This window comes from Pseudomonas sp. MWU12-2319, from assembly GCF_023242525.1.
GTDB classification, from domain to species: domain Bacteria; phylum Pseudomonadota; class Gammaproteobacteria; order Pseudomonadales; family Pseudomonadaceae; genus Aquipseudomonas; species Aquipseudomonas gingeri_D.
The window spans coordinates 20,030-44,391 of record NZ_JALJES010000006.1 but is presented as its reverse complement, the minus strand read 5'-3'; the positions used below and the strand labels follow the sequence as shown (position 1 = coordinate 44,391).

At 62.2% G+C, this 24,362-nt stretch carries 22 protein-coding genes and 2 pseudogenes; 7 read left to right on the top strand and 17 right to left on the bottom strand.

All coding sequences use genetic code 11. From position 1 onward, the window contains the following. Positions 1-18: 18 nt before the first annotated feature. From M5C01_RS11735 to M5C01_RS11715, 5 genes are all read right to left on the bottom strand, one after another. A complete protein-coding gene (locus tag M5C01_RS11735; RefSeq protein ID WP_103496126.1) occupies positions 19-204 on the bottom strand; it encodes a ribbon-helix-helix protein, CopG family in 186 nt (61 codons plus the stop codon). 132 nt (positions 205-336) lie between these two features. Beyond that, positions 337-1,215 carry a glutathione-dependent disulfide-bond oxidoreductase gene (gene yghU, locus M5C01_RS11730; protein ID WP_152738693.1) on the bottom strand — a complete coding sequence of 293 codons (879 nt, stop codon included), beginning with the start codon at positions 1,213-1,215 and terminating at the stop codon, positions 337-339. Positions 1,216-1,235: 20 nt separating this feature from the next. Beyond that, positions 1,236-2,723: an efflux transporter outer membrane subunit gene (locus M5C01_RS11725; RefSeq protein WP_152738690.1), complete on the bottom strand. Its 1,488-nt coding sequence runs from the start codon at positions 2,721-2,723 to the stop codon at positions 1,236-1,238. Next, on the bottom strand, positions 2,716-3,888 hold the full coding sequence (locus M5C01_RS11720; RefSeq protein ID WP_152738687.1) for an efflux RND transporter periplasmic adaptor subunit: 1,173 nt from the start codon (positions 3,886-3,888) through the stop codon (positions 2,716-2,718). Before M5C01_RS11720 ends, M5C01_RS11725 begins: the two co-directional genes overlap by 8 nt. A gap of 1 nt (position 3,889) precedes the next feature. Then, positions 3,890-7,078: an efflux RND transporter permease subunit gene (locus tag M5C01_RS11715; RefSeq protein ID WP_152738684.1), complete on the bottom strand. Its 3,189-nt coding sequence runs from the start codon at positions 7,076-7,078 to the stop codon at positions 3,890-3,892. A 290-nt stretch (positions 7,079-7,368) separates the two neighbouring features. Here M5C01_RS11715 and M5C01_RS11710 point away from each other — a divergent pair, with 290 nt between their 5' ends. Then, complete coding sequence (locus M5C01_RS11710) at positions 7,369-7,842, top strand: MarR family winged helix-turn-helix transcriptional regulator (RefSeq protein WP_248764313.1); 474 nt, start codon at positions 7,369-7,371, stop codon at positions 7,840-7,842. 9 nt (positions 7,843-7,851) lie between these two features. Here the strand turns inward: M5C01_RS11710 and M5C01_RS11705 are convergent, their stop codons facing one another. Next, complete coding sequence (locus tag M5C01_RS11705) at positions 7,852-8,829, bottom strand: LysR family transcriptional regulator (RefSeq protein WP_178129825.1); 978 nt, start codon at positions 8,827-8,829, stop codon at positions 7,852-7,854. A 180-nt stretch (positions 8,830-9,009) separates the two neighbouring features. Here M5C01_RS11705 and M5C01_RS11700 point away from each other — a divergent pair, with 180 nt between their 5' ends. Continuing rightward, complete coding sequence (locus tag M5C01_RS11700; protein WP_152738681.1) at positions 9,010-10,542, top strand: MFS transporter; 1,533 nt, start codon at positions 9,010-9,012, stop codon at positions 10,540-10,542. A 14-nt stretch (positions 10,543-10,556) separates the two neighbouring features. Here the strand turns inward: M5C01_RS11700 and M5C01_RS11695 are convergent, their stop codons facing one another. Further along, the gene (locus M5C01_RS11695) at positions 10,557-11,189 is read right to left on the bottom strand and encodes a TetR family transcriptional regulator (RefSeq protein WP_152738678.1); all 633 of its coding nucleotides are present in this window, start codon (positions 11,187-11,189) and stop codon (positions 10,557-10,559) included. Positions 11,190-11,270: 81 nt separating this feature from the next. Between M5C01_RS11695 and M5C01_RS11690 the strand changes: the two genes are divergently transcribed. The 4 genes and pseudogenes from M5C01_RS11690 to M5C01_RS32965 all read left to right on the top strand — a co-directional run. Next, complete coding sequence (locus M5C01_RS11690) at positions 11,271-11,936, top strand: O-methyltransferase (protein WP_152738675.1); 666 nt, start codon at positions 11,271-11,273, stop codon at positions 11,934-11,936. 135 nt (positions 11,937-12,071) lie between these two features. Beyond that, a complete protein-coding gene (locus M5C01_RS11685) occupies positions 12,072-13,139 on the top strand; it encodes an NAD(P)-dependent alcohol dehydrogenase (RefSeq protein WP_152738672.1) in 1,068 nt (355 codons plus the stop codon). A 213-nt stretch (positions 13,140-13,352) separates the two neighbouring features. Continuing rightward, the gene (locus M5C01_RS11680; protein ID WP_152738669.1) at positions 13,353-13,802 is read left to right on the top strand and encodes a hypothetical protein; all 450 of its coding nucleotides are present in this window, start codon (positions 13,353-13,355) and stop codon (positions 13,800-13,802) included. A gap of 59 nt (positions 13,803-13,861) precedes the next feature. Further along, positions 13,862-13,964: pseudogene (locus M5C01_RS32965) on the top strand (diaminopimelate epimerase); the annotation flags it as partial. 176 nt (positions 13,965-14,140) lie between these two features. On the opposite strand, the gene M5C01_RS11675 reads toward M5C01_RS32965, so the two are convergent. The 6 genes from M5C01_RS11675 to M5C01_RS11650 form a co-directional block, all read right to left on the bottom strand. Next, a complete protein-coding gene (locus tag M5C01_RS11675) occupies positions 14,141-14,470 on the bottom strand; it encodes a DHCW motif cupin fold protein (RefSeq protein ID WP_152738665.1) in 330 nt (109 codons plus the stop codon). A gap of 134 nt (positions 14,471-14,604) precedes the next feature. Further along, entirely contained in the window at positions 14,605-14,766 is a 162-nt protein-coding gene (locus M5C01_RS11670) for a hypothetical protein (RefSeq protein ID WP_218171277.1), read from the bottom strand. A 104-nt stretch (positions 14,767-14,870) separates the two neighbouring features. Further along, positions 14,871-17,240 (bottom strand): hypothetical protein, encoded by a 2,370-nt coding sequence (locus M5C01_RS11665; RefSeq protein ID WP_178129824.1) that lies wholly within the window; start codon positions 17,238-17,240, stop codon positions 14,871-14,873. Between the two features lie 49 nt (positions 17,241-17,289). Beyond that, positions 17,290-18,039, bottom strand: coding sequence for an ABC transporter permease (locus M5C01_RS11660; RefSeq protein ID WP_152738662.1), 750 nt, complete (start codon positions 18,037-18,039; stop codon positions 17,290-17,292). An 8-nt stretch (positions 18,040-18,047) separates the two neighbouring features. After that, on the bottom strand, positions 18,048-19,049 hold the full coding sequence (locus M5C01_RS11655; protein ID WP_152738659.1) for an ABC transporter substrate-binding protein: 1,002 nt from the start codon (positions 19,047-19,049) through the stop codon (positions 18,048-18,050). Beyond that, positions 19,046-19,894, bottom strand: coding sequence for an ABC transporter ATP-binding protein (locus M5C01_RS11650; RefSeq protein ID WP_152738656.1), 849 nt, complete (start codon positions 19,892-19,894; stop codon positions 19,046-19,048). Before M5C01_RS11650 ends, M5C01_RS11655 begins: the two co-directional genes overlap by 4 nt. Positions 19,895-20,035: 141 nt before the next feature. Here M5C01_RS11650 and M5C01_RS11645 point away from each other — a divergent pair, with 141 nt between their 5' ends. Next, a complete protein-coding gene (locus tag M5C01_RS11645; protein WP_103498111.1) occupies positions 20,036-20,779 on the top strand; it encodes a GntR family transcriptional regulator in 744 nt (247 codons plus the stop codon). On the opposite strand, the pseudogene M5C01_RS11640 reads toward M5C01_RS11645, so the two are convergent. From M5C01_RS11640 to M5C01_RS11625, 4 genes and pseudogenes are all read right to left on the bottom strand, one after another. After that, a pseudogene (locus M5C01_RS11640) lies at positions 20,757-21,485 on the bottom strand (2OG-Fe(II) oxygenase family protein); the annotation flags it as partial. The gene M5C01_RS11645 and the pseudogene M5C01_RS11640 overlap by 23 nt on opposite strands. A gap of 272 nt (positions 21,486-21,757) precedes the next feature. Beyond that, on the bottom strand, positions 21,758-23,116 hold the full coding sequence (locus tag M5C01_RS11635; RefSeq protein WP_152738654.1) for an ATP-binding protein: 1,359 nt from the start codon (positions 23,114-23,116) through the stop codon (positions 21,758-21,760). Then, positions 23,092-23,757 (bottom strand): response regulator, encoded by a 666-nt coding sequence (locus tag M5C01_RS11630; protein ID WP_103498117.1) that lies wholly within the window; start codon positions 23,755-23,757, stop codon positions 23,092-23,094. The genes M5C01_RS11635 and M5C01_RS11630 overlap by 25 nt, the downstream gene beginning before the upstream one ends. 131 nt (positions 23,758-23,888) lie before the next feature. Further along, on the bottom strand, positions 23,889-24,338 hold the full coding sequence (locus M5C01_RS11625; RefSeq protein WP_152738651.1) for a hypothetical protein: 450 nt from the start codon (positions 24,336-24,338) through the stop codon (positions 23,889-23,891). Positions 24,339-24,362 lie beyond the last annotated feature (24 nt).

Below are 24,362 nucleotides of genomic sequence, written 5' to 3'. Positions count from 1 at the left end.
CGGCGTCGAACGGCCGTGTCATTGCACCTTGCCGGCGGTCTTGCTCTGGGTCGAATAGGAAACACCGTGGGTTTCCAGGTAGTCGCGAATCAACTGGCGGACCACCTGGGACGGCGTCAGGTCCTGGGCAGCGCAAAGCTCCTCAAGGGCCTTTTTCTTGACCGGGTCAATGAGTACGGTCAAGCGTGCAGTCTTGCTTTCCATGGAGATACCGACACTCTGAAGCGGCTTATGATAATCAAATTATAATAAGCACGCTCCAGCTTGTCACGTCCTCACCCGGGCGGCCAGCGCACGCCACCTCATCATCTTGCTTAGAAGCCGCTATCGACAGGGTTACTCGCTCGCAACAGCCAGCTTGTCCTGGGTGCGGGTAGCGAAATCGCTGGCATCGTGGCGCTCGCGCAACTGCCCGGAGAGTTCCCCGGACACCCGGTTGACCATGCGCCCACGCTGCACGGCGGGCCGTGCGTCGATAGCATCGGCCCAACGCTGGACATGCCGGTAATCCTGCACCGAAAGAAATTCCGCCGCCTCGTAGAGCCGACCTTTCACCAGACCACCGTACCAGGGCCAGATCGCCATGTCGGCGATGCTGTACTCGCTGCCCGCGATGTATTCGCTGACCGCCAGTTGCCGGTCGAGCACATCGAGCTGACGCTTGGTTTCCATGGCAAAACGGTCGATCGCATATTCAATCTTGGTCGGCGCATAAGCATAGAAATGCCCAAAACCACCGCCCAGGTACGGCGCGCTGCCCATCTGCCAGAACAGCCAGGACAGGCATTCGGCCCGGGCCGCGGGATCGGTCGGGAAGAACGCGCCGAACTTCTCGGCGAGGTACTGCAAGATGGCCCCCGACTCGAAGATGCGGATCGGTTTTGCACCGCTGTAATCCATCAGCGCCGGAATCTTCGAGTTCGGATTCACCCTGACAAAACCACTGCCGAACTGCTGGCCTTCACCAATATGGATCAACCAGGCATCGTATTCCGCCCCTGAGTGACCGAGGGCCAGCAGCTCTTCTAGCAGGATGGTGACCTTCTGGCCATTGGGCGTGGCCAGGGAATACAGCTGCAGCGGGTGACGTCCGACCGGCAGGTCCTGGTCGTGGGTCGCACCGGCAATCGGCCGGTTGATATTGGCGAATTTCCCGCCATTCTCGGTGTGCCAGGTCCAGACCTTGGGTGGCAGATACTCCGATGGGTTCGTCATGCTCGATAGACTCCTTGGGTTCAATGGGGTGCCGTGGCGCCGCCTGCTGCTGCCTGATTGACTGCAACCTCGGGCTTGCCGTTCAACTGCGTGATGTTCCAACCGCCGCCCAGCGCCTTGATCAGGCCGACATTGGCGCTCAACTGCTGGGTCTGCAGTTCCAGCACCGAACGCCGCGCTTCCAGCGAGGCGACCTGCGCCGTCACCACATCCAGGTAAGCCACGGCGCCCTGACGGTAGCGGGCCAGGGACAGGTCTTCGGAATACTGTGCGGCCGCCGCTGCGTCTCGCTGGTCGACCAGGGCGTTGTCGAGCCCGGCGATGGTCGAAAGGTTGTTTTCGACCTGCTCGAAGGCACCGAGCACCACGCTGCGGTACTTGGCCGCCGCTTCATCGGTGGCGGCCTTGGCGATATCCACCTGGGCCTGGCGCGCACCACCGTCGAACAGGGTCGCCACCAGCGAAGGACCAATCGCCCAGAACAGGTTCGGGGCCGTCAGCAGGTTGGCGAACTCGTCACTCTGATAGCCCCCCTGGGCGCTCAGGGTAATCGCCGGGAACCAGGCGGCCTTGGCCACGCCGATACGGGCGTTGGCCGCGGCGATCCGACGTTCGGCGGCGGCGATGTCAGGACGCCGTTGCAACAGCGTCGAAGGCAGGCCCGTGGGCACACTGGGCAAGGCAATCGGCGCGGTGTTCGAGGCAATGGCATAGGTCGACGCCGACTCCCCCAGCATCGCGGCAATTGCATGCTCGATCAGCGCCCGCTGGACCCGGTTCTGGCTCAACTGCGACTTGACCGACGACAACTGGGTACGGGCCCGCGCCACATCCAGGCCGGAGACGATCCCACCACCGTGCAGCCCCTCGGTCAGGCTCAACGCCTTGGTATAGGCATCGCGGGTTTCGCTCAGCAACTGGTTCTGCCAGTCGAGGCCGCGCAGGTGGATGTAGTTGTCCGTCAACTGGGCCTGCAGACTCAAGCGTACCGAGGCCAGGTCGGCCTGTGACGCCTGGGCTTCGCTGACACCGGCCGCGACCGTGTCGCGCACGCGGCCCCAGAGGTCGACTTCATAGTCGACCTCGATACCCAGCGTTGCCGAGTCGTAGACATTCGGCGACGTGGCCGAGCGCAACGGGCGCGTATCCGACTGGCGTATACGCTGGCCATTGCCGATCGCCTCGACCTTGGGAAACAACCCGGAGCGGGTCTGGTCGACGAACGCCCTGGCCTGGACATAATGCGCCAAGGCAGCACTCAGGTCCGGGTTGTTGACCAGCAACTGCTGCTGCATCGCATCCAGTTGCGGGTCCTTGTAGATCCGCCACCAGCCTTCCCGGCTGGCCTGATCGTCGGGCGTGGCCAGCGTCCACGGGCCCTGGGTATGGAACTGCCCGGGCTCCGGGGTCTTCGGCACTTTCAGCTCCGGCGCCAGCGAGCAGGCGCCCAGGCCAAGGCTGGCGATCAGGTACAGGCCCGATGGCCACAGCAGGCTGCGCTTAGCCATGGGGCTTGGCCTCCACCCGCACCGCATCGTTGTCGCCCAGGCCATCGGGCGGCGTGTCGATCACCCGGTCGCCGGCGTCCAGGCCGCTGCCGATTTCCACCGTATCGCCGAAGTCGCGGGCGATGCTGATGGTCTTGAACAGCACATGATCGTTCTTGTCGAGGGTCGCGACCCGCATGCCGTGCTCATCGAACACCAGGGCACTGGCCGGCAGGCGCAGCACATCGGCCTGGACCGGCAGGTCGAACTGCACGCTGGTGTAGCCACCCGGCAACAGGCGACCGCCGGGGTTGTCCACCAGCAGTTGCACCAGGGTGCTGCCGGAAGCCGCCGTCACCGCGTCGGCGGTGGCGATCACCCGGGCGTTGAACGACTCCTTGCGGTACTCGGGCACCGTGAGCCGGGCCGTGGTGCCGATGCGGATCTGCGGCGAGAAGGTCTGCGGCACTTGCACATAGACCCGCAGGCGGCTGACATCCGAAACGGCAAACAACTCCCGCCCGGCGCTGCCACCGGCGCTGATCAGGGCGCCGACATCGGTGGAACGCGCGGTGACCACGCCGTCGAAGGGTGCCGTCAGGCGCTGGAAGCCCTTGGTCGCGACCAACTGCTCGACACTGGCCTGGGCCGATTTGACGTTGGCCAGTTTCGCCGCCAGGTCGCCGGTGCGCTCATCGACATCCTGGCGCGACACCGAATCGGACGCCAGCATCGCCTGCCAGCGCTTGGCCGTGGTTTGCGCCAGCGTGGCATTGGCCTGGGCCGAGGCCAGGTTGGCACGGGCCTGCAGCAGTTGCTGGTCGAGTTCGGGGGTATCGATCTCGGCGAGCAGTTGCCCGGCCTTGACGTGGGCCCCGATATCGACTTTCCAGGACTTGAGGTAACCGTTGACCCGGGCAAAGATCGAGGCCCGCGAATACGCCTCCATCCGCCCGGGCAGATTGAGCACCGGCCCCTGGGGCTGGACGCCCGGGGTGATCAGGTTGACGCTGGGCAGCGCCTGGGCGTTGGTCCAGGTTTTCAGCTCCCGCGACTCGTTGGCCCGCACGCTGATGCCCAGCACCACGACGGCGACCAGCAACGCCAGTCCCAACACAAGAACGATCAAACCACGGCGTGAGCGTGCGCGGGGGGTCGGATTGGGTACGGTGGTATCGGTGGACATGTCAGACCCCTTGAGCAGCAATGGCAGGTGATGCGGCGCGCGCATCGCGCCCATGGACAAGACTGAAAATCAGTGGAACCAGGAACAGCGTGGCGATGGTGGCGAAGCCCAGGCCGCCGATCACGGCGCGGCCCAACGGTGCGTTCTGCTCACCGCCCTCCCCCAGGCCCAGGGCCATCGGCGCCATGCCGATAATCATCGCGATGGCGGTCATCAGCACCGGGCGCAGGCGGGTAAAACCGGCTTCCAGGGCGGCCTTGAGCGGATCGCCGTGTTCGGCCAGGCGTTCGCGGCAGAAACTCACCACCAGGATGGCGTTGGCCGTGGCCACGCCCATGCACATGATCGCCCCCGTCAGGGCCGGCACCGACAGCGGCGTGTGGGTCACGAAGAGCATCCAGACAATCCCGGCCAGGGCCGCCGGCAAGGCAGTGATGATCACGAACGGATCGCTCCAGGACTGGAAGTTGACCACGATCAGCAGATAGATCAGCACCACCGCGCCGAGCAAGCCGAACAGCAGGCCGTTGAAGGCCGAGTTCATGGTCTGCACCTGGCCCTGCAACTGTACTTTCGAACCGGTGGGGATGTCGCTGGCATGGGCCGCGATGATCTTCTGGATATCCGCGGACACCCCGCCCAGGTCACGGCCCTGGATCGAGGTCAGGATCTCCACCACCGACTGGATATCCGACTGGGTCACCACCGAGTTGCTATGGCTGCGCTCGATCGACGCCAGGGCGCCGAGGGTCTGGTCCGCGGCGGCGCTGGCATTACCCGTCAACGGCAGGTTATGCAGGGCTGCCAGGCTGTCGAGGCTGTATTGCGGTGTCTGCAGGACGATCGGGTAGGACACGCCGTTGGCCGTGTTGAGCCAGAACGTCGGCGCCACCTGGCTGGAACCGGCGAGGTTGACCACCAGGCTGTTGGTGACGTCACGCTCGGTCAGGCCGACCAGTTGCGCCCGGGTCCGGTCGACATCGATCTTGAACGTCGGCAGTTGCTGCGACTGTTGAAGACGCGCATCCACCACGCCGGGGACCCGGCGGATATCACGCAGCAGGCTGCTGGCATAGGTGAAGTTGGCCGCCAGGTTGTTACCGCTGATCTGCAGGTCGATCGGCGCCGAAGAGCCGAAGTTGAGGATCTGCCCGACAATGTCCGAGGCCGGGAACGAGAACACCGCATTGGGGAACTCACGGGGCAGGGTCTCGCGCAGTTCCTTTATGTACTCGGCGGTTGGCCGATGTCCCTCTTTCAGGCTGATCTGGATATCGCTGTCCTGGGAGCCCACGGTCCCGGTGTTGTTGTAGGCGGTGTTGATACCGCTGATGGGCAAGCCGATATTGTCCACCAGCGCGGCCAGTTGCTCGGGCTCGATTATCGTGCGGACCGACTTCTCGATCTCGGCAATCAGCTGCGCGGTGCTCTCCACCCGTGTGCCCACCGGAGCGCGCACGTGCAGCAGGATCTGCCCGGAGTCGACCTCGGGAAAAAAGTTGCGCCCCAGGAACGGCACCAGGGCGAACGAGGCCACGACAAAGGCCAGCATCGCCACCACGACCGTACGCCGATGCTGCAAGGCGCTTTCCAGGGCCCCGTGGTAATACCCGCGAAAGGTCTCGAAAGCCGACTCGAAACCGCGCTGGAACTTCACCAGCGGATTGTTCGACGGCGCTACATGGGGCTTCCCGTCATCCCCATGTACATGGGGTTTGAGCAGGTAGTTGGCGAGGGTCGGAACCAGGGTCCGCGAGAGGATGAACGAGGCGATCATGGCGAAGATCACCGCTTCGGCCATCGGCACGAACAGGAAACGCGCAACCCCGTCGAGGAAGAACATCGGTACGAATACGATACAGATACACAGTAGCGAGACAAACGCCGGCGTGACGATCTGCGCGGCGCCATCGAGTATCGCCGTCTCCACCGGCTTGCCGTGTTCCAGGTGCCAGTTGATGTTCTCGATGGTCACCGTGGCATCGTCCACCAGGATCCCCACCGCCAGCGCGAGCCCGCCCAGGGTCATGATGTTGAGGGTCTCGCCGAGCATCGACAGGGTGGCAATCGAGGACAGGATCGCCAGCGGAATCGACACGGCGATAATCACCGTCGAACGCCAGCTGCCGAGGAACAGCAGGATCATCAGGCTGGTCAGTGCCGCGGCAATGATCCCTTCGCGAGCTACACCGCTGATGGCCGCACGGACGAACAGCGACTGGTCGCCGATCAGGTCGATATTCAGGTTCGGCGGCAAGGCCGCCTTGGATTCGGCCAGCTTGTCCTTGATCCCGGCGATCACCCCCAGGGTCGAGGCCGAACCGGTCTTGAGCACCGGGATCAACACCGAGCGGTTGCCGTTGACGTGGACGATATTGGTCTGCGGCGGGTTGCCGTCGCGCACCGTCGCCACGTCACGAATCAATACCGTGGTACCGTCTGCGGTCTTGATCGGCAGGTTTTCCAGGTCGCGGAAGTCCGAAGGCGCGTTGTTCAGTTGCAGCATATATTCGTAGCTGCCGATCTTTTGCGTGCCGACCGGAGTGATCACGTTCTGCGTCGCCAGGGCGGTGGCGACGTCCTGGGCCGAAAGCCCGCGGGCCTGCATCCGCGCTGAATCGAGGTCGATCTGCACCTGGCGGGTCTTGCCGCCGAACGGATAAGGCACGGCGGCACCGGCCACCGAAGTGAGCAACAGGCGCACGGTATTGAGCCCCAGGTCGCCGAGCTTCTGTTCGCTGAGCCCGTTACCCGATAACGCCAGTTGCACGATAGGGACCGTCGAGGCGCTGTAATTGAGAATCAAGGGCGGCACGGTGCCGGGTGGCAGGTTGCGCAGGATCGCCTGGGACACCGAGGTCAGTTGCGCGTTCGCGGTGCTGATATTGACCCCCGGCTGGAAGTACACCTTGACGATGCCGAAACCGTTCAGCGACTGCGCCTCGATATGGCGGATGTCGTTGACCGTGGTGGTCAGGACCCGCTCGAAGGGCGAGGTGATACGGCCGGCCATCTGATCCGGTGGCAACCCGGTGTACTGCCAGATCACGGCAATCACGGGGATGCGGATTTCCGGAAAGATATCGGTCGGCGTACGCCAGGCGGCCAGCGGCCCGACGATCAGAATGAAGATAGCCAACACCAGGAAGGTGTAGGGGCGCCGCAATGCGATGCGCACAAGGCTCAGCATAGGTGTGATCCAGACAGGGGATTGAACACGGAAGAAGGTACGTGATGCAGGCGAAAGGGACGCTGGCCGTAGCGCCCTGCTCCTGCCCTGTCGCCTTTTCCACCCGGGCAAATTGCCCTGACATCCAGGTCATAAAGAGGTATATGCCACGATATAGATCTTAGAGGCATACGCAAGTATATTTCTTGTCAGACAGGCCGTTTTCGGCCATGACCTGAAAAAACCTTGTTCTCGAGGCGGTCACAGGCATAATTACTGGCTCGACCTTTGCATTAGAGAGTGATCAGTCCTTGAAATGTGCGCCACCCAGTCTTGACAGCCCCCAGACCAGCAGTTGCGCCAACGGTGCTGTGCGCCGTGCGTCCCGGCGCCTGGGACAAATCTATGACGAAGCGTTCGCAGCCTGCGGCCTGAAAGCTACCCAGTATTCCCTGCTGTCGCATATCGCCCGCGCCGACCGGCCGAAAATGCGTGACCTGGCCCAGTCCCTGGTGATGGACCTTTCCGCACTCGGCCATACCCTCAAGCCGCTGGTGCGCGACGGGTTGGTGGTGTTGCAGGTGGACGAGCTCGACCGGCGCAGCCGGCGCGTGCTGCTGACCGAGGAAGGCCTGCGCAAATACGAAGAAGCCCGGCAGATCTCCCAGCGGATGTCGTGCCGTTTCGAGCAGGCGTTCGGTGCGGAGGAATCCCTGCAACTGCGCAAGACCCTGGATTTTATAGCCTCGGATGACTTCGCCCGCTCATTGCTCGGCAACGACTGAGGTACGGGATCAGCGCTCAGCTCCATCGCGAGCAAGCGGACTCTCGCTCCTGCGGGCATAGAGACACTCCTGCGCGAGGGTCGCACGCAACTGCACCGCCTCCTGCTCCAGCTGCTCGCACATGAAGTCCACGAAGACGCGAATCTTGCGCGACAGCTGGCGGCTCGAAGGCCAGACGATGCTCATGCTGTCCGGAGGGATCAGATAGCCATGCAGCAGGCAGCGCAGCGAGCCGTCGGCCAGGGCCTCGCGGGCCAGGAAATCCGGGATGACGCCCAGACCAAAGCCCTTGAGCAGTGCCGCAAGCACCATTTCCATATTGTTGCTGATCATCACCGTGCGGGTCCGTGGCTCCCGCGCGCCCTCCTCGCGCATCAACGGAAAGTCCAGCAGCTTGCCATTCTTGAAATAGCGAAAACGCACCGCCAGGTGATCGTCCAGTTCGGCCGGGGTCTTCGGCGTGCCGTGGCGTTCCAGATAAGCCGGCGCGGCGCACAGCACCGGTTGCACGCCCGGCAAAGGTCGGCTCATCAGCCGCGAGTCCGGCAATTCGCCGCTGCGAATGACGATATCCACCCCTTCCTCGATCACATCCACCAGCTTGTCGCTGAAGTCGAGGTCCAGTTCGATATCGGGATATAGCGCCATGAACGCCGTCAGTACCGACTGGAACAGATGATAGCTGGCCGCCGGCATGCTGATGCGCAAGCGCCCACGGGGGATTTCCGTGGACTGCGACAAGGTCGCCTGGGCGTCGTCGAGGTCATCGAGGATGCGCCGGCAACGCTCCTGGAACACCCGGCCCTCGTCGGTCAGGCTGAGGCTGCGGGTCGAGCGTTGAAACAGCCGCACGCCCAACTGCTGTTCAAGCCGGGTCACGCCCTTGCCGACGGCCGAAGCCGACAGCCCCAACGCCCGGCCCGCCGCGACGAAACTGCCCAGTTCGGCCGTGCGGATAAAGGCCATCAAGCCACTCAGTCGATCCACCTGCCGCCTCCTATTCGATCCTTTTATTCCGATATGGGCGGAATTTTTACCGCTTTTTGCCAGATTACCCGCTCTTTAAAATCCTTGCATGTTCCGACAGCCCGGACAAACCAGCAAATCGCGGCCGTCGTCTCGCTTACCCAGGGCAGATACACCCGCCCGCTACAAGGATCTCTCAAGATGCCCACTCCACTCTTGCTTCAACAGAGGCTGATACTGCTGGCCGTCTGCATCACGGCCATCACCATGCCCTTCAACTTCACCGCGGCGGCCGTGGCCCTGCCCGCCATCAGCCGCACCTTCGGCGGCTCGCCGATGGAACTGAACTGGGTCACCAACGCCTTTATGCTGACCTTCGGCAGTTGCCTGATGCTGGCCGGCGCGCTGGCTGACAACTATGGCCGCAAGAAAGTCTTTATCGGCGGCGTCAGCGCTTTTGCCCTGCTCGCCGCGGCCTTACCCTTCGCCCCTGACCTGGCACTGTTCGACGTCCTGCGCGCAGCCCAGGGACTGGCCGCCGCGGCCGCCTTCTCCAGTGGCATGGCCGCCCTGGCCCAAGTCTTCGAAGGCCCGGGACGCATCCGGGCGTTCAGTTTCGTCGGAACCAGCTTCGGTATCGGCCTGGCCTTCGGCCCCGTGGCCGCCGGCGTGATGATCGAGGCATTCGGCTGGCAGGTGATCTTCCTGCTGATCACCGTGCTGGCGGCGATTTCACTGATCCTGGCCACGCGCTATATGAACGAGTCGCGCAACCCCGAGGCGGCCGGTATCGATTGGCCCGGTGCGATCACCTTCACCTGGGCGCTGGGGATCTTCACCTTTGCCATCCTCAAGGCGCCGGAAAGCGGTTGGGCCGATCCGCTGGTGCTCGCACTGTTCGCCGTCGCGCTGCTGTCCTTCGCCGCCTTCGTCATCATCGAACAGCGGGTCGCCCAGCCGATGCTCGACCTGACGCTGTTCCGCTTCCCGCGCTTCGTCGGCGTGCAGTTGCTGGCGGCCGCACCGGCCTATTCCTTTGTGGTGCTGCTGATCCTGCTGCCAATCCGTTTCGTCGGCATCGAAGGCATGAGCGAGATCGCCGCCGGCTGGTTGCTGGTCGCGTTGTCGGCGCCACTGTTGGTATTGCCGATTGTCGCCGGCTACCTGACCCGCTGGTTGTCGCCCTCGACCTTGTGCGGCAGTGGCTTGCTGGTGTGTGCCGCCGGGCTGTTCTGGCTGGGCCATGTACCGGTGGGCAGCAGTACCACCGCGCTGGCCTGGCCCATGTTCGTCATCGGTGTCGGCATCAGCCTGCCCTGGGGCTTGATGGATGGCATGGCGGTCAGCGTGGTGCCCAAGGAGCGCGCCGGCATGGCCACCGGTATTTTCAGCACCACCCGGGTGGCCGGTGAAGGTGTGGCCATTGCCGTCGTCATGGCGCTGCTGTCGGCCTTCACCGCCAGCCACCTCGGCGGTACGGTGACACCCGATATCGTCGGCGCCGCACAGCATCTGGCCACCGGCGATCTTGCCGGCGCCATGCAATTGCTGCCCGCCGCCGGACGCGCGGCATTGGCCGAGGGCTACAGTGCCGCGTTCAGCACCTTGCTGTGGGTACTGACGGCTATCACCGTGCTGACGGCCGCCGTGGTGTTTCTGTTTCTCGACCGGAGCTCGGTCGAGAATGACAGCGATACCGAACGGGATGACCAGGTGCTGGATCAGGCGGCCTGATCCGACGAGGGCTATCAACAGTGTCCGAGGCCTCGCAGGTAGGCGCAAAACATGTCGGCCATGGCATCCGCATAGGTTTCGATCTGCGCCGGGGTCCGTGGGCTTTCCGAAAACTGCTTGCCCACCGAACTGAGCGTCACCTTGATCAGATCGCCGGCCACGGCCCGGGTCGCGTCCGAGGCCTCGGGCAGTACCTCGCGCATGAACACTTCGACAGCCTGTTTGCCCGCCGCCCTTACCTCCTGCGCCTCGGGTGCATCGCGATAAAACGGCGCGGCGTCATCCAGTGCCACGCGCACCTCGGCCTCATCGCATTCGGAGCGGATAAAGACATGAACCAGCAGACGCAACCGCTCCAGCGGCGGATTACGGGTGTCTTCAAGGATGCCGCGCAGCATCTCGCTGGTCTCGCGCCACTCATCGCTTTGCAGGCGGAAGAGGATCGCGGCTTTGTTCGGGAAGTATTGATACACCGAACCGACACTGACCCCGGCCCGCTCAGCCACCCGCGTAGTGGTAAAGCGGCGCATGCCCTCCTTCGCCAAAACCTGAATAGCCGCTTGCAGAATCGAATCGACCAGGTCATTGGAACGAGCCTGCTTGGGCTGTTTGCGTGAGGTAATCCGCGTACTTGGGCGATCGGTCATGGGCAAGGCTCGCAATGCGAATAGAAAACATGAAGGTTTATTCGCATTATAAACCCTCACCGACCCCACTTGGAAAACCCCATGAAAACCCTGACCCAAGCCCCCCTCGCGCCCCTGCTCGACCGCCTGTTCGCCGAGGCCGATGAAACCTGGCCAACCCTCGTCGCCGCCGCCGGCAATATCTCGGAAGAAGAGCGCGTGCGCCTGATGCGCAGCAAGACCGACTACCTCGAGTTCTATACCCGCCTGAAGGATTTTCCCCTGGCGGTCTCGCGGGAGACCGGGACACTCCTGTATATGCTGGCGCGCAGTTGCACGGCACGGACCATTGTCGAATTCGGCACCTCGTTCGGCCTCTCGACCCTGCACCTCGCCGCCGCCCTGCGGGACAATGGCGGCGGCCGCTTGATCACCAGCGAATTCGAGCCATCCAAGGTGCTACGGGCACGGAACAACCTGGCGCTCGGCGGGCTGCTCGACCTGGTGGATATCCGCGAGGGCGATGCCTTGCAAACCCTCAGTGTCGACCTTCCGGAAAGCATCGACCTGGTCCTGCTCGACGGTGCCAAGGCGCTCTACCCCGAGATCCTCGGCCTGCTGCAGAGCCGCCTGCGGCCTGGCGCGCTGATCATCGCCGACAATGCCGACCATAGCCCCGAGTACCTGGCACGGGTGCGCAATCCTGCCGAGGGTTACCTGTCCACGCCGTTCGCCGAAGACGTCGAACTGTCCATGTGGCAGGGCTGAGCCAATCGGGGGGGGCTTGCGGAAAGGGATAGACCGGCTTGTCCCCCTGTCTCAGGATCGTCATCCGCCTGAACGATTCAGTGGCTATGCTGGTCAAGTTATTTCCTGCCCCATGAAACCCAAGGTGACGACGCCATGACCAAGACGTATAGCTACGCGGCCCAAAATCCCAAGGATTCACTCAAGCCTTTCACCTTCGAACGTCGCGCTCCCGGCGCCGACGATGTGCAGATCGAGATCCTCTACTGCGGCGTCTGCCACTCCGACCTGCACACCGCGCGTAATGAATGGCACAACACCTTGTACCCGTCGGTACCGGGGCATGAAATTGTCGGCCGGGTTACCGCGGTCGGTGCCAATGTCAGCAAATTCAAGGTCGGCGACCTGGCCGGTGTCGGCTGCATGGTCGACAGCTGCCAGCACTGTGCATCCTGCGTCGAAGGTGAAGAGCAATATTGCGAGAGCGGCTTCACCGGCACCTACAACGGCCCGGTGTTCGGCGGTGAAAACACCTATGGCGGTTATTCGGACAATATCGTCGTCAAGGAAAAGTTCGTCCTGCGCATTTCCCACGGTGAAGCCAATCTGGCAGCCGTCGCGCCGCTGCTGTGTGCCGGCATCACCACCTATTCGCCGCTGCACCATTGGAAAGTCGGTCCTGGCAAAAAAGTCGGGGTGGTCGGTCTCGGCGGCCTGGGGCACATGGCGGTGAAAATCGCCCATGCCATGGGCGCGCATGTGGTGCTGTTCACCACCTCGCCGAACAAGCGTGAAGACGGCCTGCGCCTGGGCGCCGATGAAGTCGTGGTGTCGAAGAACGCGGATGAAATGGCCGCGTTCGCCAACACCCTGGACTTCATCCTCAACACCGTGGCCGCGCCCCACGACCTGGACGCCTTCCTCGCCCTGCTCAGGCGCGACGGCACCATGACCCTGGTCGGCGCCCCTGACAGTCCGCACCCTTCGCCTTCGGTGTTCAACCTGATCTTCAAGCGCCGCAGCCTCGCCGGTTCCCTGATCGGCGGCATCCAGGAAACCCAGGACATGCTGGACTTCTGCGCCAGGCACGGACTGGTCTCGGATATCGAGATGATCGATATCCAGGACATCAACGAAGCCTATGGCCGCATGCTCAAGGGCGACGTCAAATACCGTTTTGTGATTGACATCAAGAGCCTGAAGAAAGAAGCCAACGCGGCCTGATCGAGCCCTTCCTCCCGGCACCGCGATGACAGCGCCGGGCGCGCTGTCATCGCCAGCTTCCGAAGCCGACTATCCACTCCTGAACCTGGTGAGGTACTGTAGGACCACGACGCGTGATCCATCGGTGGCTGCAAGAGCGAAAGCGAATGCCGGTGGCTAAGCAAGACAGGGTTGAACCGAAAGGCAAATCCCTAAATTCAAGATGAGATCAGAATGTTCAAGAAAGCTGTTTTTTGCCTGTCCCTCCTGGCAACTGCAAGTTCCGCCTACGCCAACGACGCCATTGCCTACAAAGACGAGTTCGAGAACCAATACAGTCAGTGCATTGAAAACAAGTTGGCCTCGGATTGCTGGAGCAAGGCTTTTTCCGGACACTTTGACAAGTGGCAAACCAAGGAGAAGGATCTCATCTCCAAAAGCCAGAACACACTTTCCGCCTGGCTCGGGAAACATGAAATATACAAAATACACTTGACCCCCAAAGAGACCAAAGGTGAAGTGTTTGAAAACAGAGCCTATCTGATCGAACGCGATGACGGGCAATTAATCGGTATTCATATCGGTTTCAGGCAGGTGCAAGGCCAGTGGTACGTGTCTGAACTCCTGGTCAATGCCGACGACGCCTTTATCAGATCCATACTGGATATGCCCAAGATAAAATAAGGCGGAAAAACAGGCCCCGTATGACGTGCAGCATGGGCAATCCGCACTGCACCTTCTTTCGCCGTGGCCTTCTGGACGATACCGTCGAGGTGGAATGTGACGGTGGAACGGTGCATGGTCCTGACCGGATCAGTTGAACCGATTTGCTCCGGAACCATTGCGAGCCATTTTCTGCAGGCCCAGGTCCCTCTACTGATCATAGGGGCAAACACAATACCTGTGGGAGCAACTGTCTTGAGCGTTTTTTTGAAAGTCATTTCAACGGACGGTCAAGCTCCCCCAGTTCCAGGCCATGCAATTTCTTAAGGAAATAACCGCAGCCATATTAGACGACGTGCTCAGTCCACAATAAACAACTTGGCCCCGTTGGTAGTGGATGAACGATGCCCCTCGTTATTGTTGCCGACCTGATAGCTCATCCCCGCAGCCAGTGTAAACCGACGGCCATCTTCCAGCTCCGTGTCCAACTCACCCTCCAGGCACAGCAGGATATGCCCTCTCCAGCACCAGTGGTCGGCCAGGTATCCGGGACTGTACTCGACCATCCGCACACGGGCAGCGCCAAACTGACAAGTCCGCCAATAGGCGGTGCCTGTCTGGCCCGGATGGGCGACGGGCTCGATAGTCGACCAATCAGTCGTACCGAAGGGGATAGCAGTCAGGTCCATGGAGCAGTTCCTTGCCGAGAAGAGCCTCAAACTCTATCAAGCCACCAGGGCGCCAGATAGATACAGATGAACAGGATCGCAGGCATACGCACCTCGAATACTGACGAGACACGAAACCTGTAAAGGCTCATTCATCATCCCTTCTGGCGACTTTCCGTCCGCGCCCTTTTAGCCGCCACAAAAGCGACGATCTCTTCAACCTCCCGGGGTGTCAGGGTTCTCTTCAAGTACAACTGCGCAACCTCGCACATCCGCTGGACCTCCAGGGCTTCATCGTTATCCGGTGTATTGGCCATCATCCGCTCCTGAGTCCAGCATCCTCGCGATGCCCAAACAGATAGCCTATTTCAACCCAAGGCGCCAGCCCTGGACGGTTGGCGCCCTGCGCTTCCTGGCCGGCCTACACCGTCAAAAACAACGCCGAAGTCCAGACCCTCGACTGATCCCGCTGCCGTGCACAGATAAACAACGGATGCTCACGCCCCGCCTCCAACCGCAACGCCGCCAGCTCGATCCGCCCTTGCACCTCTCGCGGCAACAACGCGTCGGTTGTCCGCTCCAGGGACACCTTCAACTCCGCCCCCGGCAGTTCCTCGATTACCTGCCCCTGGGCCAGCAGTTGCTCACCGGACAATTCCATCAGCACCGTCGGCGCATGCACATAAGGTTGTGGCTCGGACGGGTCGCCGACCTTGATGTAATTATCGATACGGCTGTGAATCTGCAAGGTCGCCCCCGCCAGTTGCGACAGGTCGATCTCGATGCTGTCGGTATCGCCATTGGTATCGGTGCGAAACGCCAGTGTCGTTGCATCCTTGCGCCACACGGTCTGTTCGGGATGATCGAGACCCAATGCGCGGAAGCCCTTGATCACCGCGCCAGTGACCTGGATCTCACCCGTCCAGTAGGCACCGCGATAACGGTCCTTGATCCGTGCCCCCCCCAACCGCAGGCGAATGCCGTGCCCCGAGAAACCCAGTTCCTCATGCAGGTTGCGCGACCAGACCCGCTGCTCGCCGTCGAACAACTCGACCTGCTCCCAACCCGCCTCCCCCAGCAAGCGATAATCCAGGCTCGCATCCGCCCGTGCAGTGAACACCTCACCCATAAAGTGCGCACCCTGGCGCAGGCTGGCGAACGAGCGCTCGCCGGTGGTGGCAAAGGTCCGACGGGCACGCAATGCCTTGCCGACGCTGTCACGGTCAAAACTGTCGGCGACCACCCCGGTCAGCCCGCCACGGGAACCGAACACCGCCGTGGCCGGCACACCGCCGCCGCAACGGCCCTGGTGTTCATCGCTGTTGGCGGCAGCTCCCACCCGATATCCACGTTGCAAGGCTTCGGCGTAGACCCAATGGAACTGCCCCCACGCCGAGCCCACTTCAATCAGACGTTCCAGCTCCGGATGATGCCAATCCAGGTTGCAACGACGCCCACCCACGTGCGGCATCATCAGATGGCCTTCGGGGTCCTTGGCATAGGCGGCATACAGCTCGTCCACCGGCCAGGCGCCGGGCTTGATGGTCCCGGCAGTAAACTCGTTCCATTCGAAGGAACGAACCAATCGCCCCTGGTTGTCGAAAGGAAATTCCGGCTTTCGACCGTGCAGGAACACCACATTGCGGTCACCGCCGGCGCAGGAATTGCCGCACCATTCGGTACCGGGATAGCAGACAAAGCGACCCGGCTCATTGAGCTCGTGGATCAACTTGACCGCCTGGTCCCAGCGCTGCTCGGTGATATTGAAGTCGTTGGCGGTATAACCGAGCACATCGAGCCCGGCGACGTCACGGCCATAACTGAGGTTGTACAAGGTGTCATTGGTGCCCACGGTGTCGTCGGAATGCACATGCAGGTCCGCATAGAGCGGACGCAATGCCGTACCCGCCGGGTCGACCGTCACAAAGGCCCGGGCCCCGCGCACAAACGCCCCCTGCACCTCCGCTGACAAGCGCCACTCGCCTACCGCGCCGAACTTCAACCCCTCAAGCCGGGCAATCGCCCAACCCTCGGCCGCCAGGCGGAACGGCTGTTGCCGCTGTTCGCCTTCAGGACCGGTCAGGGTCAATAGCCCTTCCAGTGGCAGCTGGCGACAGGTATTGCCCCAGGCATCGTCGACCCGCAGCAGCACGTCGAACGCTTCACCCGCGCTGACCAGCCGCGGCACGATCAGTTGCACGCTTTGCGCCGGTCCCGGGACGATATCCAGCAACGGATCACCCGGCACTTCGGCAAACTTCGAGCTGCCCAGCGGGTCGATAAACAAGCGGAAACGGAAGTCCTTCTCGACGAAACTCTGCACCCGCGTACCCGCGCCGCCCTGGCGTCGGTCACCAAGGCGGATGACGATACGGTCGCCAGGATTGAGGTATCCGTCGACGATATCGATGATCACGGCTTTCTGGAACGGCCGCTCATGGCCCTTCTGGTCAAAGCGCACCTTGAGGTGCTGCACCGTGGCCTGGCTCTGCCCCGGCACCAATTCACCGGCCTGATATTCGGCACTGACGTAGTTGGGACCGGCCGGGTTCGAGGTCTGGAACAACGCCCAGTCGGAGTAGAACTTGAACGCCAGCTTCAACCAGGCACCGTCCGCCAAGCCGCTGCCACCGACCTCGTAGACCAGGGTGATCTCGTCCCATTGGCCGGCCACCAGGGTCTGCCGATCACAGCTGATCGCCCCCAGGAAGGGGCGTTGCTTGTTGCGTTCATACAGGCCTTGCGGGGCAATGTAGTGCCCGGCTTCGCGGGGATCGAACTGGTTACTCACATGACACCTCGTATGGGTTCAGCGAAGGTTTGAAAGGGGCACCGGCGACTTATTGCTCGCGCCATTGCTGGTAATGACGCTCGATGCGCCGGAACACAAAACTCTCCATCAGCCAGGCGGTCAGCCCGATCAGGACAATGCCCAGCAGCACCTGGCTGCTGTTGCCGATCTGGCCACCGGTGGAGACCATCCAGCCGATGCCCCGGGAGGCGCCGATCATTTCCGCCGCCACCAGCGCCCGCCAACCCTGGCTGAAGCCGATGCGCAGGGCCGCCGTGACAAACGGCAGCGAGGCCGGCAGGTAGACATGGGCCAGCAACTGCCAGGGGCTGGCCCCCAGCGTGCGGGCCGCGCGAACTTCCCCGCCGCGAATGCCCTGCACGCCCTCCTGGATCGTCACCGCCATGGGGAACACCGCGGCGATAAAGATCACCAGCACGATGGACACATAACCCAGGCCGAAGATGATCATGATCAGCGGCGCCCAGGCGATCGGCGGGATGGCCATGAACAGGCTGTTGAGTGGTGCGATGAAGTCACGCAAGCGCGAAGACAACCCACCCGCCGCCCCCAGCAGTACGGCGACAATCACCGCCGCGCAGAACCCGCCGAGCTCTTCCAGGACACTGGCTTGCAAGTGCTGCCAGAGCGAGCCGTCGCCCAGCCAACGCAGGGCCTCACGAGCGACGTCCCAGGGTTGCGGCAAAATGTAGGTGGGAAAACGACTGGCCAGGGCCACCCAGATCAACAGCAGGAACGGCAGCGAGGCCCATCCCCAATTCGGTTTTGGCAAGGACATGGGCAGACTCAGCGCGAAGCTTTTTCCAGGTAGGAGGTGTCGACGATCTGCTCGGTCTTGAGCGTGGTGTCGATAAAACCCAGGTCATGGGAGTAGTTCATCAGGCGCTGGATAAACTGGATGTCCGTGGCCTCCAGGTCCGCCGACCACCCCAGCCGGGTACGGGCCTGGGCAACGATGGTTTCCGGGGCGATGGTCTTGCCGTCCGGCCCTTGCACCGCTTCAAGCTTGAATGCCTCGGCGATGATCCGGTTCGACTCGTCAGGATGTTCGTTGAGAAAGGCAATGGCCTTGCGATGCGCGCGCAGCAGTTTGACCACGTCGTCCGGGCGTTCCTGCAAGGTTTTCGGCAGCGCGATCACCACGTACCAGGGGTACTGGGGCAAGGCCTGGTTGACATCGAACAGGACCCGGCTCGAACCCCGCAGCAAGGATTGGCTGACAAAGGGTTCCCAGGAGAACGCCGCATCGACAATGCCACGCTCCAGGGCCGCGTTCATATTGCCGGGGGGCATGTCGATAATATCGAGATCATGGTCAGGGTTGAGCCCGGCTTTTTCCTTGAGCACATAGCCGCGCAGCAGCACGTCCATGCCGCTGCCCTTCTTCACCCCGGCAAGTTTTTTACCCTTGAGCTCGGCCAGGGCGTTGATCGGGCTTTTGCTGTCGACGATCACCGCCGCCTGGCCGTAATTGACCTTGGCCAGGATCCGGCTCTGCAAGCCTCGGGAAAACCACTGGTACACCGGTGGCGTACCGACATAGGCCACGTCCAGCTCACCGGCCGCCAGCGCTTGCTGGATCACCGGACCATCACCCAGCGCCCGGAGATCCACGTTCAGGCCTTCGTCACGGTAGTACCCCTCCTTGTCCGCGATCAATGCCGGGGCGTTGGCCATGGCGAAGACATACCCCACCCGTAGCGGCTTGGCTTCCCCAGCGACGGCCAATGAACTGCCGGCCATGGCGGCAACCGACAATGAAAGGGCAAGCAGCGTACGTTTGATCATTGGATCGACTCGAGTTCAAGGCAGGGAGAGGGAGAGGAAACACGGGCCTCGGACAGCGCCATGACCTGGGAAATACGCTCCATCAGTTCATTGCGGTAATCGAGGAAAGCCGGCAGGCGGCGGGTTTTCAGATTGGAGCGTGGCCGTGGCAGCTGGATCTTCAGTTCGCTGTGAATACCGCCCGGGGCAATATTGAGGACGATGACCCGGTCCGCCAGGAACACCGCTTCGTCGATGTCATGGGTAATGAACAATACGGTCTGGCCCAGTTCGGCCCAGATGCGCAGGGTTTCTTCATTCATGTGGTTACGGCTGATGGCATCCAGTGCGGCGAACGGCTCATCCATCAGCAAGACCTCCGGCTCCAGCGCCAGGGTACGAGCCAGCGAGACCCGTTGCTGCATCCCGCCGGAAAGCTGATGGGGCAAACGTTGCGCGGCCTGCTCCAAGCCGACGAGGCGCAGGTACTGCATGGCCTGTTCGCGCTGCTGCGACTCGCTGCTATCAGCGGCCATGCGCAAGCCGAAACGGACATTTTCCAGGGCTGTCAGCCAGGGAAACAACTGCGGCGACTGAAACACATAACCCAACTCCGAACGCTCCGGACTCACCGTGGCCTGGTTCAAACGGATCTGCCCCGCCTGCGGTCGGACAAACCCCGACAACAGGTTCAGCAAGGTGGTCTTGCCACAGCCGGACGGCCCGAGAATTGCGACAAACTCACCGGGGGCGGCACTGAGACTGAAGGAGGAAAACACCCGATGACCATTGGGGTAGCTGAAGCTGATCTGCTCGACGCTCAATGCATCGGCTGGCTGCGGCGCACGAAGGAGGTTTTCTGGCATGGCAAGTGTCGTCAGGTCGTCTACAATGGGAATACCTGACATAATACGTATTAATACAAGTCATCCCAATAACCGATTTTTATAACCTTAGAAGTGAAGGCTCCGCCGGGCGCCAGGCTTCTCAGATCACGGAACCCCGCAGTGTCCACGCCCATTCTTCGTGACAGCACCACCTCGCTCTACGAACAGATAGCCCATCAGTTGCTGGAGGAGATTCAGCGCGGCGCCTACGAACCCAGTGGCAAGCTGCCCTCGGAGGCCGAGTTGGGCCAGCGCTTTGCGGTGAGCCGGGTGACCATCCGCCTGGCCGTGGGCAAGCTCAGCGACGACGGCGTAGTGGAACGCAAGCAAGGCAAAGGCACCTTCGTCGCGGCCAAGCAGGTTCGCCATGGTCTCGATGCCTTGCGCAGTTTTCATGAGGCGCTGTTGTTGCAAGGCCTCAAGCCGAGCATGCGGGTCCTCGATCATCAGTTGCAGCCGGTGCCCGAGGCGCTGCACGCCCTGTTTGCGGAGACCGACCAGTGCCTGCTGCTGGAGCGCCTGCACTTTGTCGACGACGACCCCATCGCCCTGGGCCGCAGCCATCTGCCGGCCGAACTGGCGAATGTAGTGTGGACGGCTGTCGAGAACCGCCCGATCTATTCGATCCTGGAATCGATCACCGGCGCCCCGGTCACCCGCGCCGATATGGCGATTCGCGCCCAGGAAGCCGACAAGCACCTGGCCAATACCCTGAATGTGAAACGTGGCGCGGCGCTGCTGGTGATGGAGCGCACCTCGTATTTTGCCGATGGCCGCTGCTGTGACCGGACCACCTTTTTTATCCGTCCGGAGCGCTATGCGTTTGTCCTCAGCGGAGTGTTCAAATCCAGCCCCGCTTCTTGAAAGCAGAGCCTGGCAATCGACTTCGGTCTCCCCACTCTGCCCTCTCGGACCACCAGGATGCAGTCGCCGATCTCAAGGAGCGATCGAGAGACGAATCCCGCTCGGCCGGTAATCTTTCCAGGGGCCCGGACTCCAGCAGCCGTCCCTGATCCAGCACAGCCGCGTGATCGCAGATCGACTTGATCACGTCCAGCTCATGGGTGATCAGCACAATGGTCAGCCCCAACCGGCGATTGATATCGCGCAACAGCTCAAGAATCGATGCCGTGGTTTCCGGGTCGAGGGCGCTGGTGGCTTCATCCGAGAGCAGATAGGCCGGCCGCGCCGCCAGGGCCCGGGCGATACCTACCCGCTGTTTCTGCCCGCCGGACAGTTGCGAAGGAAATGCCTCGGCCTTGCCCCCCAGGCCGACCAGATCGAGCAATTCGCCGATATTCACCACCAGGGTATTGTCCCGGGGCAACGCATCAATCCAGCGGCCCTCCTCGACCTCCACTTGCAGACCCGCCTGCTGGTCCTGCAAGAGGAAACCGAGGAAGCCGGAATCCTTGTGGGCACCCACGCCCTGGCGGCTTTCGCCTGGTGCGCGGCCGGGGTAGCGGATCAGCTTGATATATTCATTGGGCCTGTCGCCATACAGCGGGTCGAAAGCCTGTTCGTGCAATGACAGGGCCTGGGCGAAAGCCCGCAGCAGGCGCAGCGACATGGCGCAGTGCATCGAGAAAGCCCTGACGCTGCTCGCAACTGCCCTCGAGCAAGGACAGGTCCAGCAAAGGCAGCGCGGTGATGTCCAGCGAGTTCGGCATGGTTCACTCCCCTGTGATTTGAAAAGGTATTCATCCCGCAATCAGTCGAACTGACACGCCGATAAACAGCTGCTCAAGGCAGGGGAAAGACAAGGAACCCAGCGATTGATCAGCACTGGGTTAAAGCTATACGATCTTAAAAACCCTCAATAAATATCTTTTTTGCATTAGCTTAGGCTGTCGTCAGCGGCCACCACAGCGAAACGCATAACCCGCGTTGTGCCACTTCGTCGCAATACTCCAGGCGGATATGCGCTCCGCTACGCTCGGCGATGGCCTTGACGATGGACAGCCCTAGCCCGGAACCGACTGCCTGGCTGCCCAGGCTGCGATAGAAGGGATCGAACACCCGCTCGCGTTCTTCAACGCCGATACCGGGGCCGCTGTCCTTGACCTGCAATAGCACTCCCCCCTGCTCCCGGCTGACCCATAGGTCGACACGGCCACCGGCGGGCGTATAACGAATGGCGTTGTCCACCAGATTCCTGACCAGCGCCAGCAGGTCGATCTCGCTGAGCGCCAGGTGCACGTCCTCTGCCCCCTCGACGCCGATATCGATCTGCTTGAGTTCGGCCAGCGGCAATAAGTCCTCCAGTACCCGACGATAGACCGCGTGCACCGAGACCGGCGCACTGGACGGCGTCGCGTTCGACTGGGCGGTGGCCAGCGCCAACAGTTGCTCGATCAGGCTCTTGCCCCGCTCGATGCCACGCCGCAAGACAAACAGGCGCTCCCGGGCCAGACCCGACATCTCGCTGGCAGCCAGCCGCTCGGCTTGCAGGGACAGTGCAGTCAGAGGCGAACGCAATTCGTGGGCGGCGTCAGCAACAAAACGCTGTTGGCTTTCCATCGACTGGGCGACCCGGCCGAGCAGGCGATTGATCGCCAGCACAAAGGGCCGGACTTCTGCCGGAACATGATTTTCGTCAATCGCGTGGAGCTCCTGCTCGCCACGCCGATCGATCTCCGCCGCCAGCACCGTGATAGGCCGGAACAACTTGCGCAACAGGTCAGCCACCACCAACAGCAGCACGGGAAACAGGATCAGAAACGGCAACAGGCCGCGCCAGGCACTTTCACGGGCATCCCTGTCACGGATACCGGTTTCCTGGGACACCGCGATGCGCTGACCGTTGCCCAAGGTCCTGACCAGCACCCGGAACGGTTCGCCAGCAACCGTCAGCGTCGACAGGCCATCGGCCAGGGTCGCCGGTAGCGGCAGCGGTCCACCGGTCTCGACATTGGCCGGGGCTCGCTTGTCATCGCCCAGATACTGCACGGTCACCCGGGACTCTTCATCGTCGCCGGCAACCACGCCCTCCGGCCGTGGATAGGTCAGCGTCATCTGCTGACGTTCGAACAGCACGGCCACCTGATGCAGGGTGTTGTCCTGCATTTCGAGGGCCTCGTCGAAAGCCGAGACAAAGGCAAAGACCCCGGCCAGCAGGGCGACGATCAGAATCGCCAGCGACAGCGAGACCGACAGCCTGAGCTGGACCGACTCACTCAGGCGTTTTTTGAAACCATCCATCCCATGCCCCTGACGTTCTTGATCACATGGCTGCCCAGCTTGCGTCGCAAGCCGTGGATCAGAAACTCCACCGCGTTGCTTTCCACTTCGTTGTCCCAACCATAGATCCGGTCTTCCAGATCGCTGCGCGAGAGAATTGCCCCCGGTCGGATCAGCAGGGCCTGCAACAAGGCAAACTCGCGACTGGAGAGCTGGACCTCGGGGATTGCCTCGGTACTGGCCTGTTTCGAGATCAGGTCGAGGGAGACCACGCCGTTGCTCAGTTGCGACAGCGCGGTACCACCCTTGCGGCGCAGGACGGCGCGCATGCGCGCGAGCAATTCAGCCATGTCGAAAGGTTTGAGCAGATAGTCGTCGGCACCACCATCCAGGCCCTCCAGGCGATCATCGAGGCTGTCGCGGGCGGTGATGATCAACAGCGGCACGCCGTTACCGCGAGCGCGAATACAACCCAGCACTTCGAGCCCGTCCTTGCCCGGCAGGCCGAGGTCGAGCAGCACCAGGTCATAGTGCTGGGTGTCCAGCGCCGTGAGGGCGGTCGTGCCGTTGTTGACCCAGTCGGCGGCGTAACTGGCATCCATCAATGCGCCCTGGATCGCCTCGCCGATCATGGGATCGTCTTCGACCAGTAATACCCGCATATCCCTCTCCGCAAAAAAAAGACTCGGCGCTCATCCTGCGTGATGATTGCCGAGCCTGCATTGAAGCATCTGTTCACCCGTGCACGAAGCGATTTATCCGGCCAACAAAATTCGAACCGGGTGACTCAAGATCATTTTTTACCTTGCATGGCGTTGAAGGTTTTCAGCAACTCATCCATCGTCGCCTTGCAGTCGGCCTGTTTCGGGCTGCCGGCACGCAGGGCATCCAGCGAGTTGTCGATGGCCTTGTCGAGCACGTGCCAATCGCTCGCGGCACGCGGTTTGAGGCCGGCTTCGGCGGAGTCCCAGGCCAGCTCCAGGTCCTTGATCCGCGTCTTGGCGCCCGCCAGATCGTTCTTCTCGACCAGGGCGGCGACATCGACGGCAATGTTCTGGAAGGCCGACAGGTCGCCGAGTTTCGAGGCCGTGGCCTGGCTTGCTGCCACAGGTGCGCTGGCCGTGCCCGGTGCCGCGGCAACCTTGGCCGCGTCAGTGGGTTTGGAGCAGCCGGCGGCCAGGCCGAGGACGGCAATCACGGAAAGAACAGCGGCTTTGCGCATAACGGTTTGAACGTTGAACATGACAATTCCTTGGGTGTATTTGAA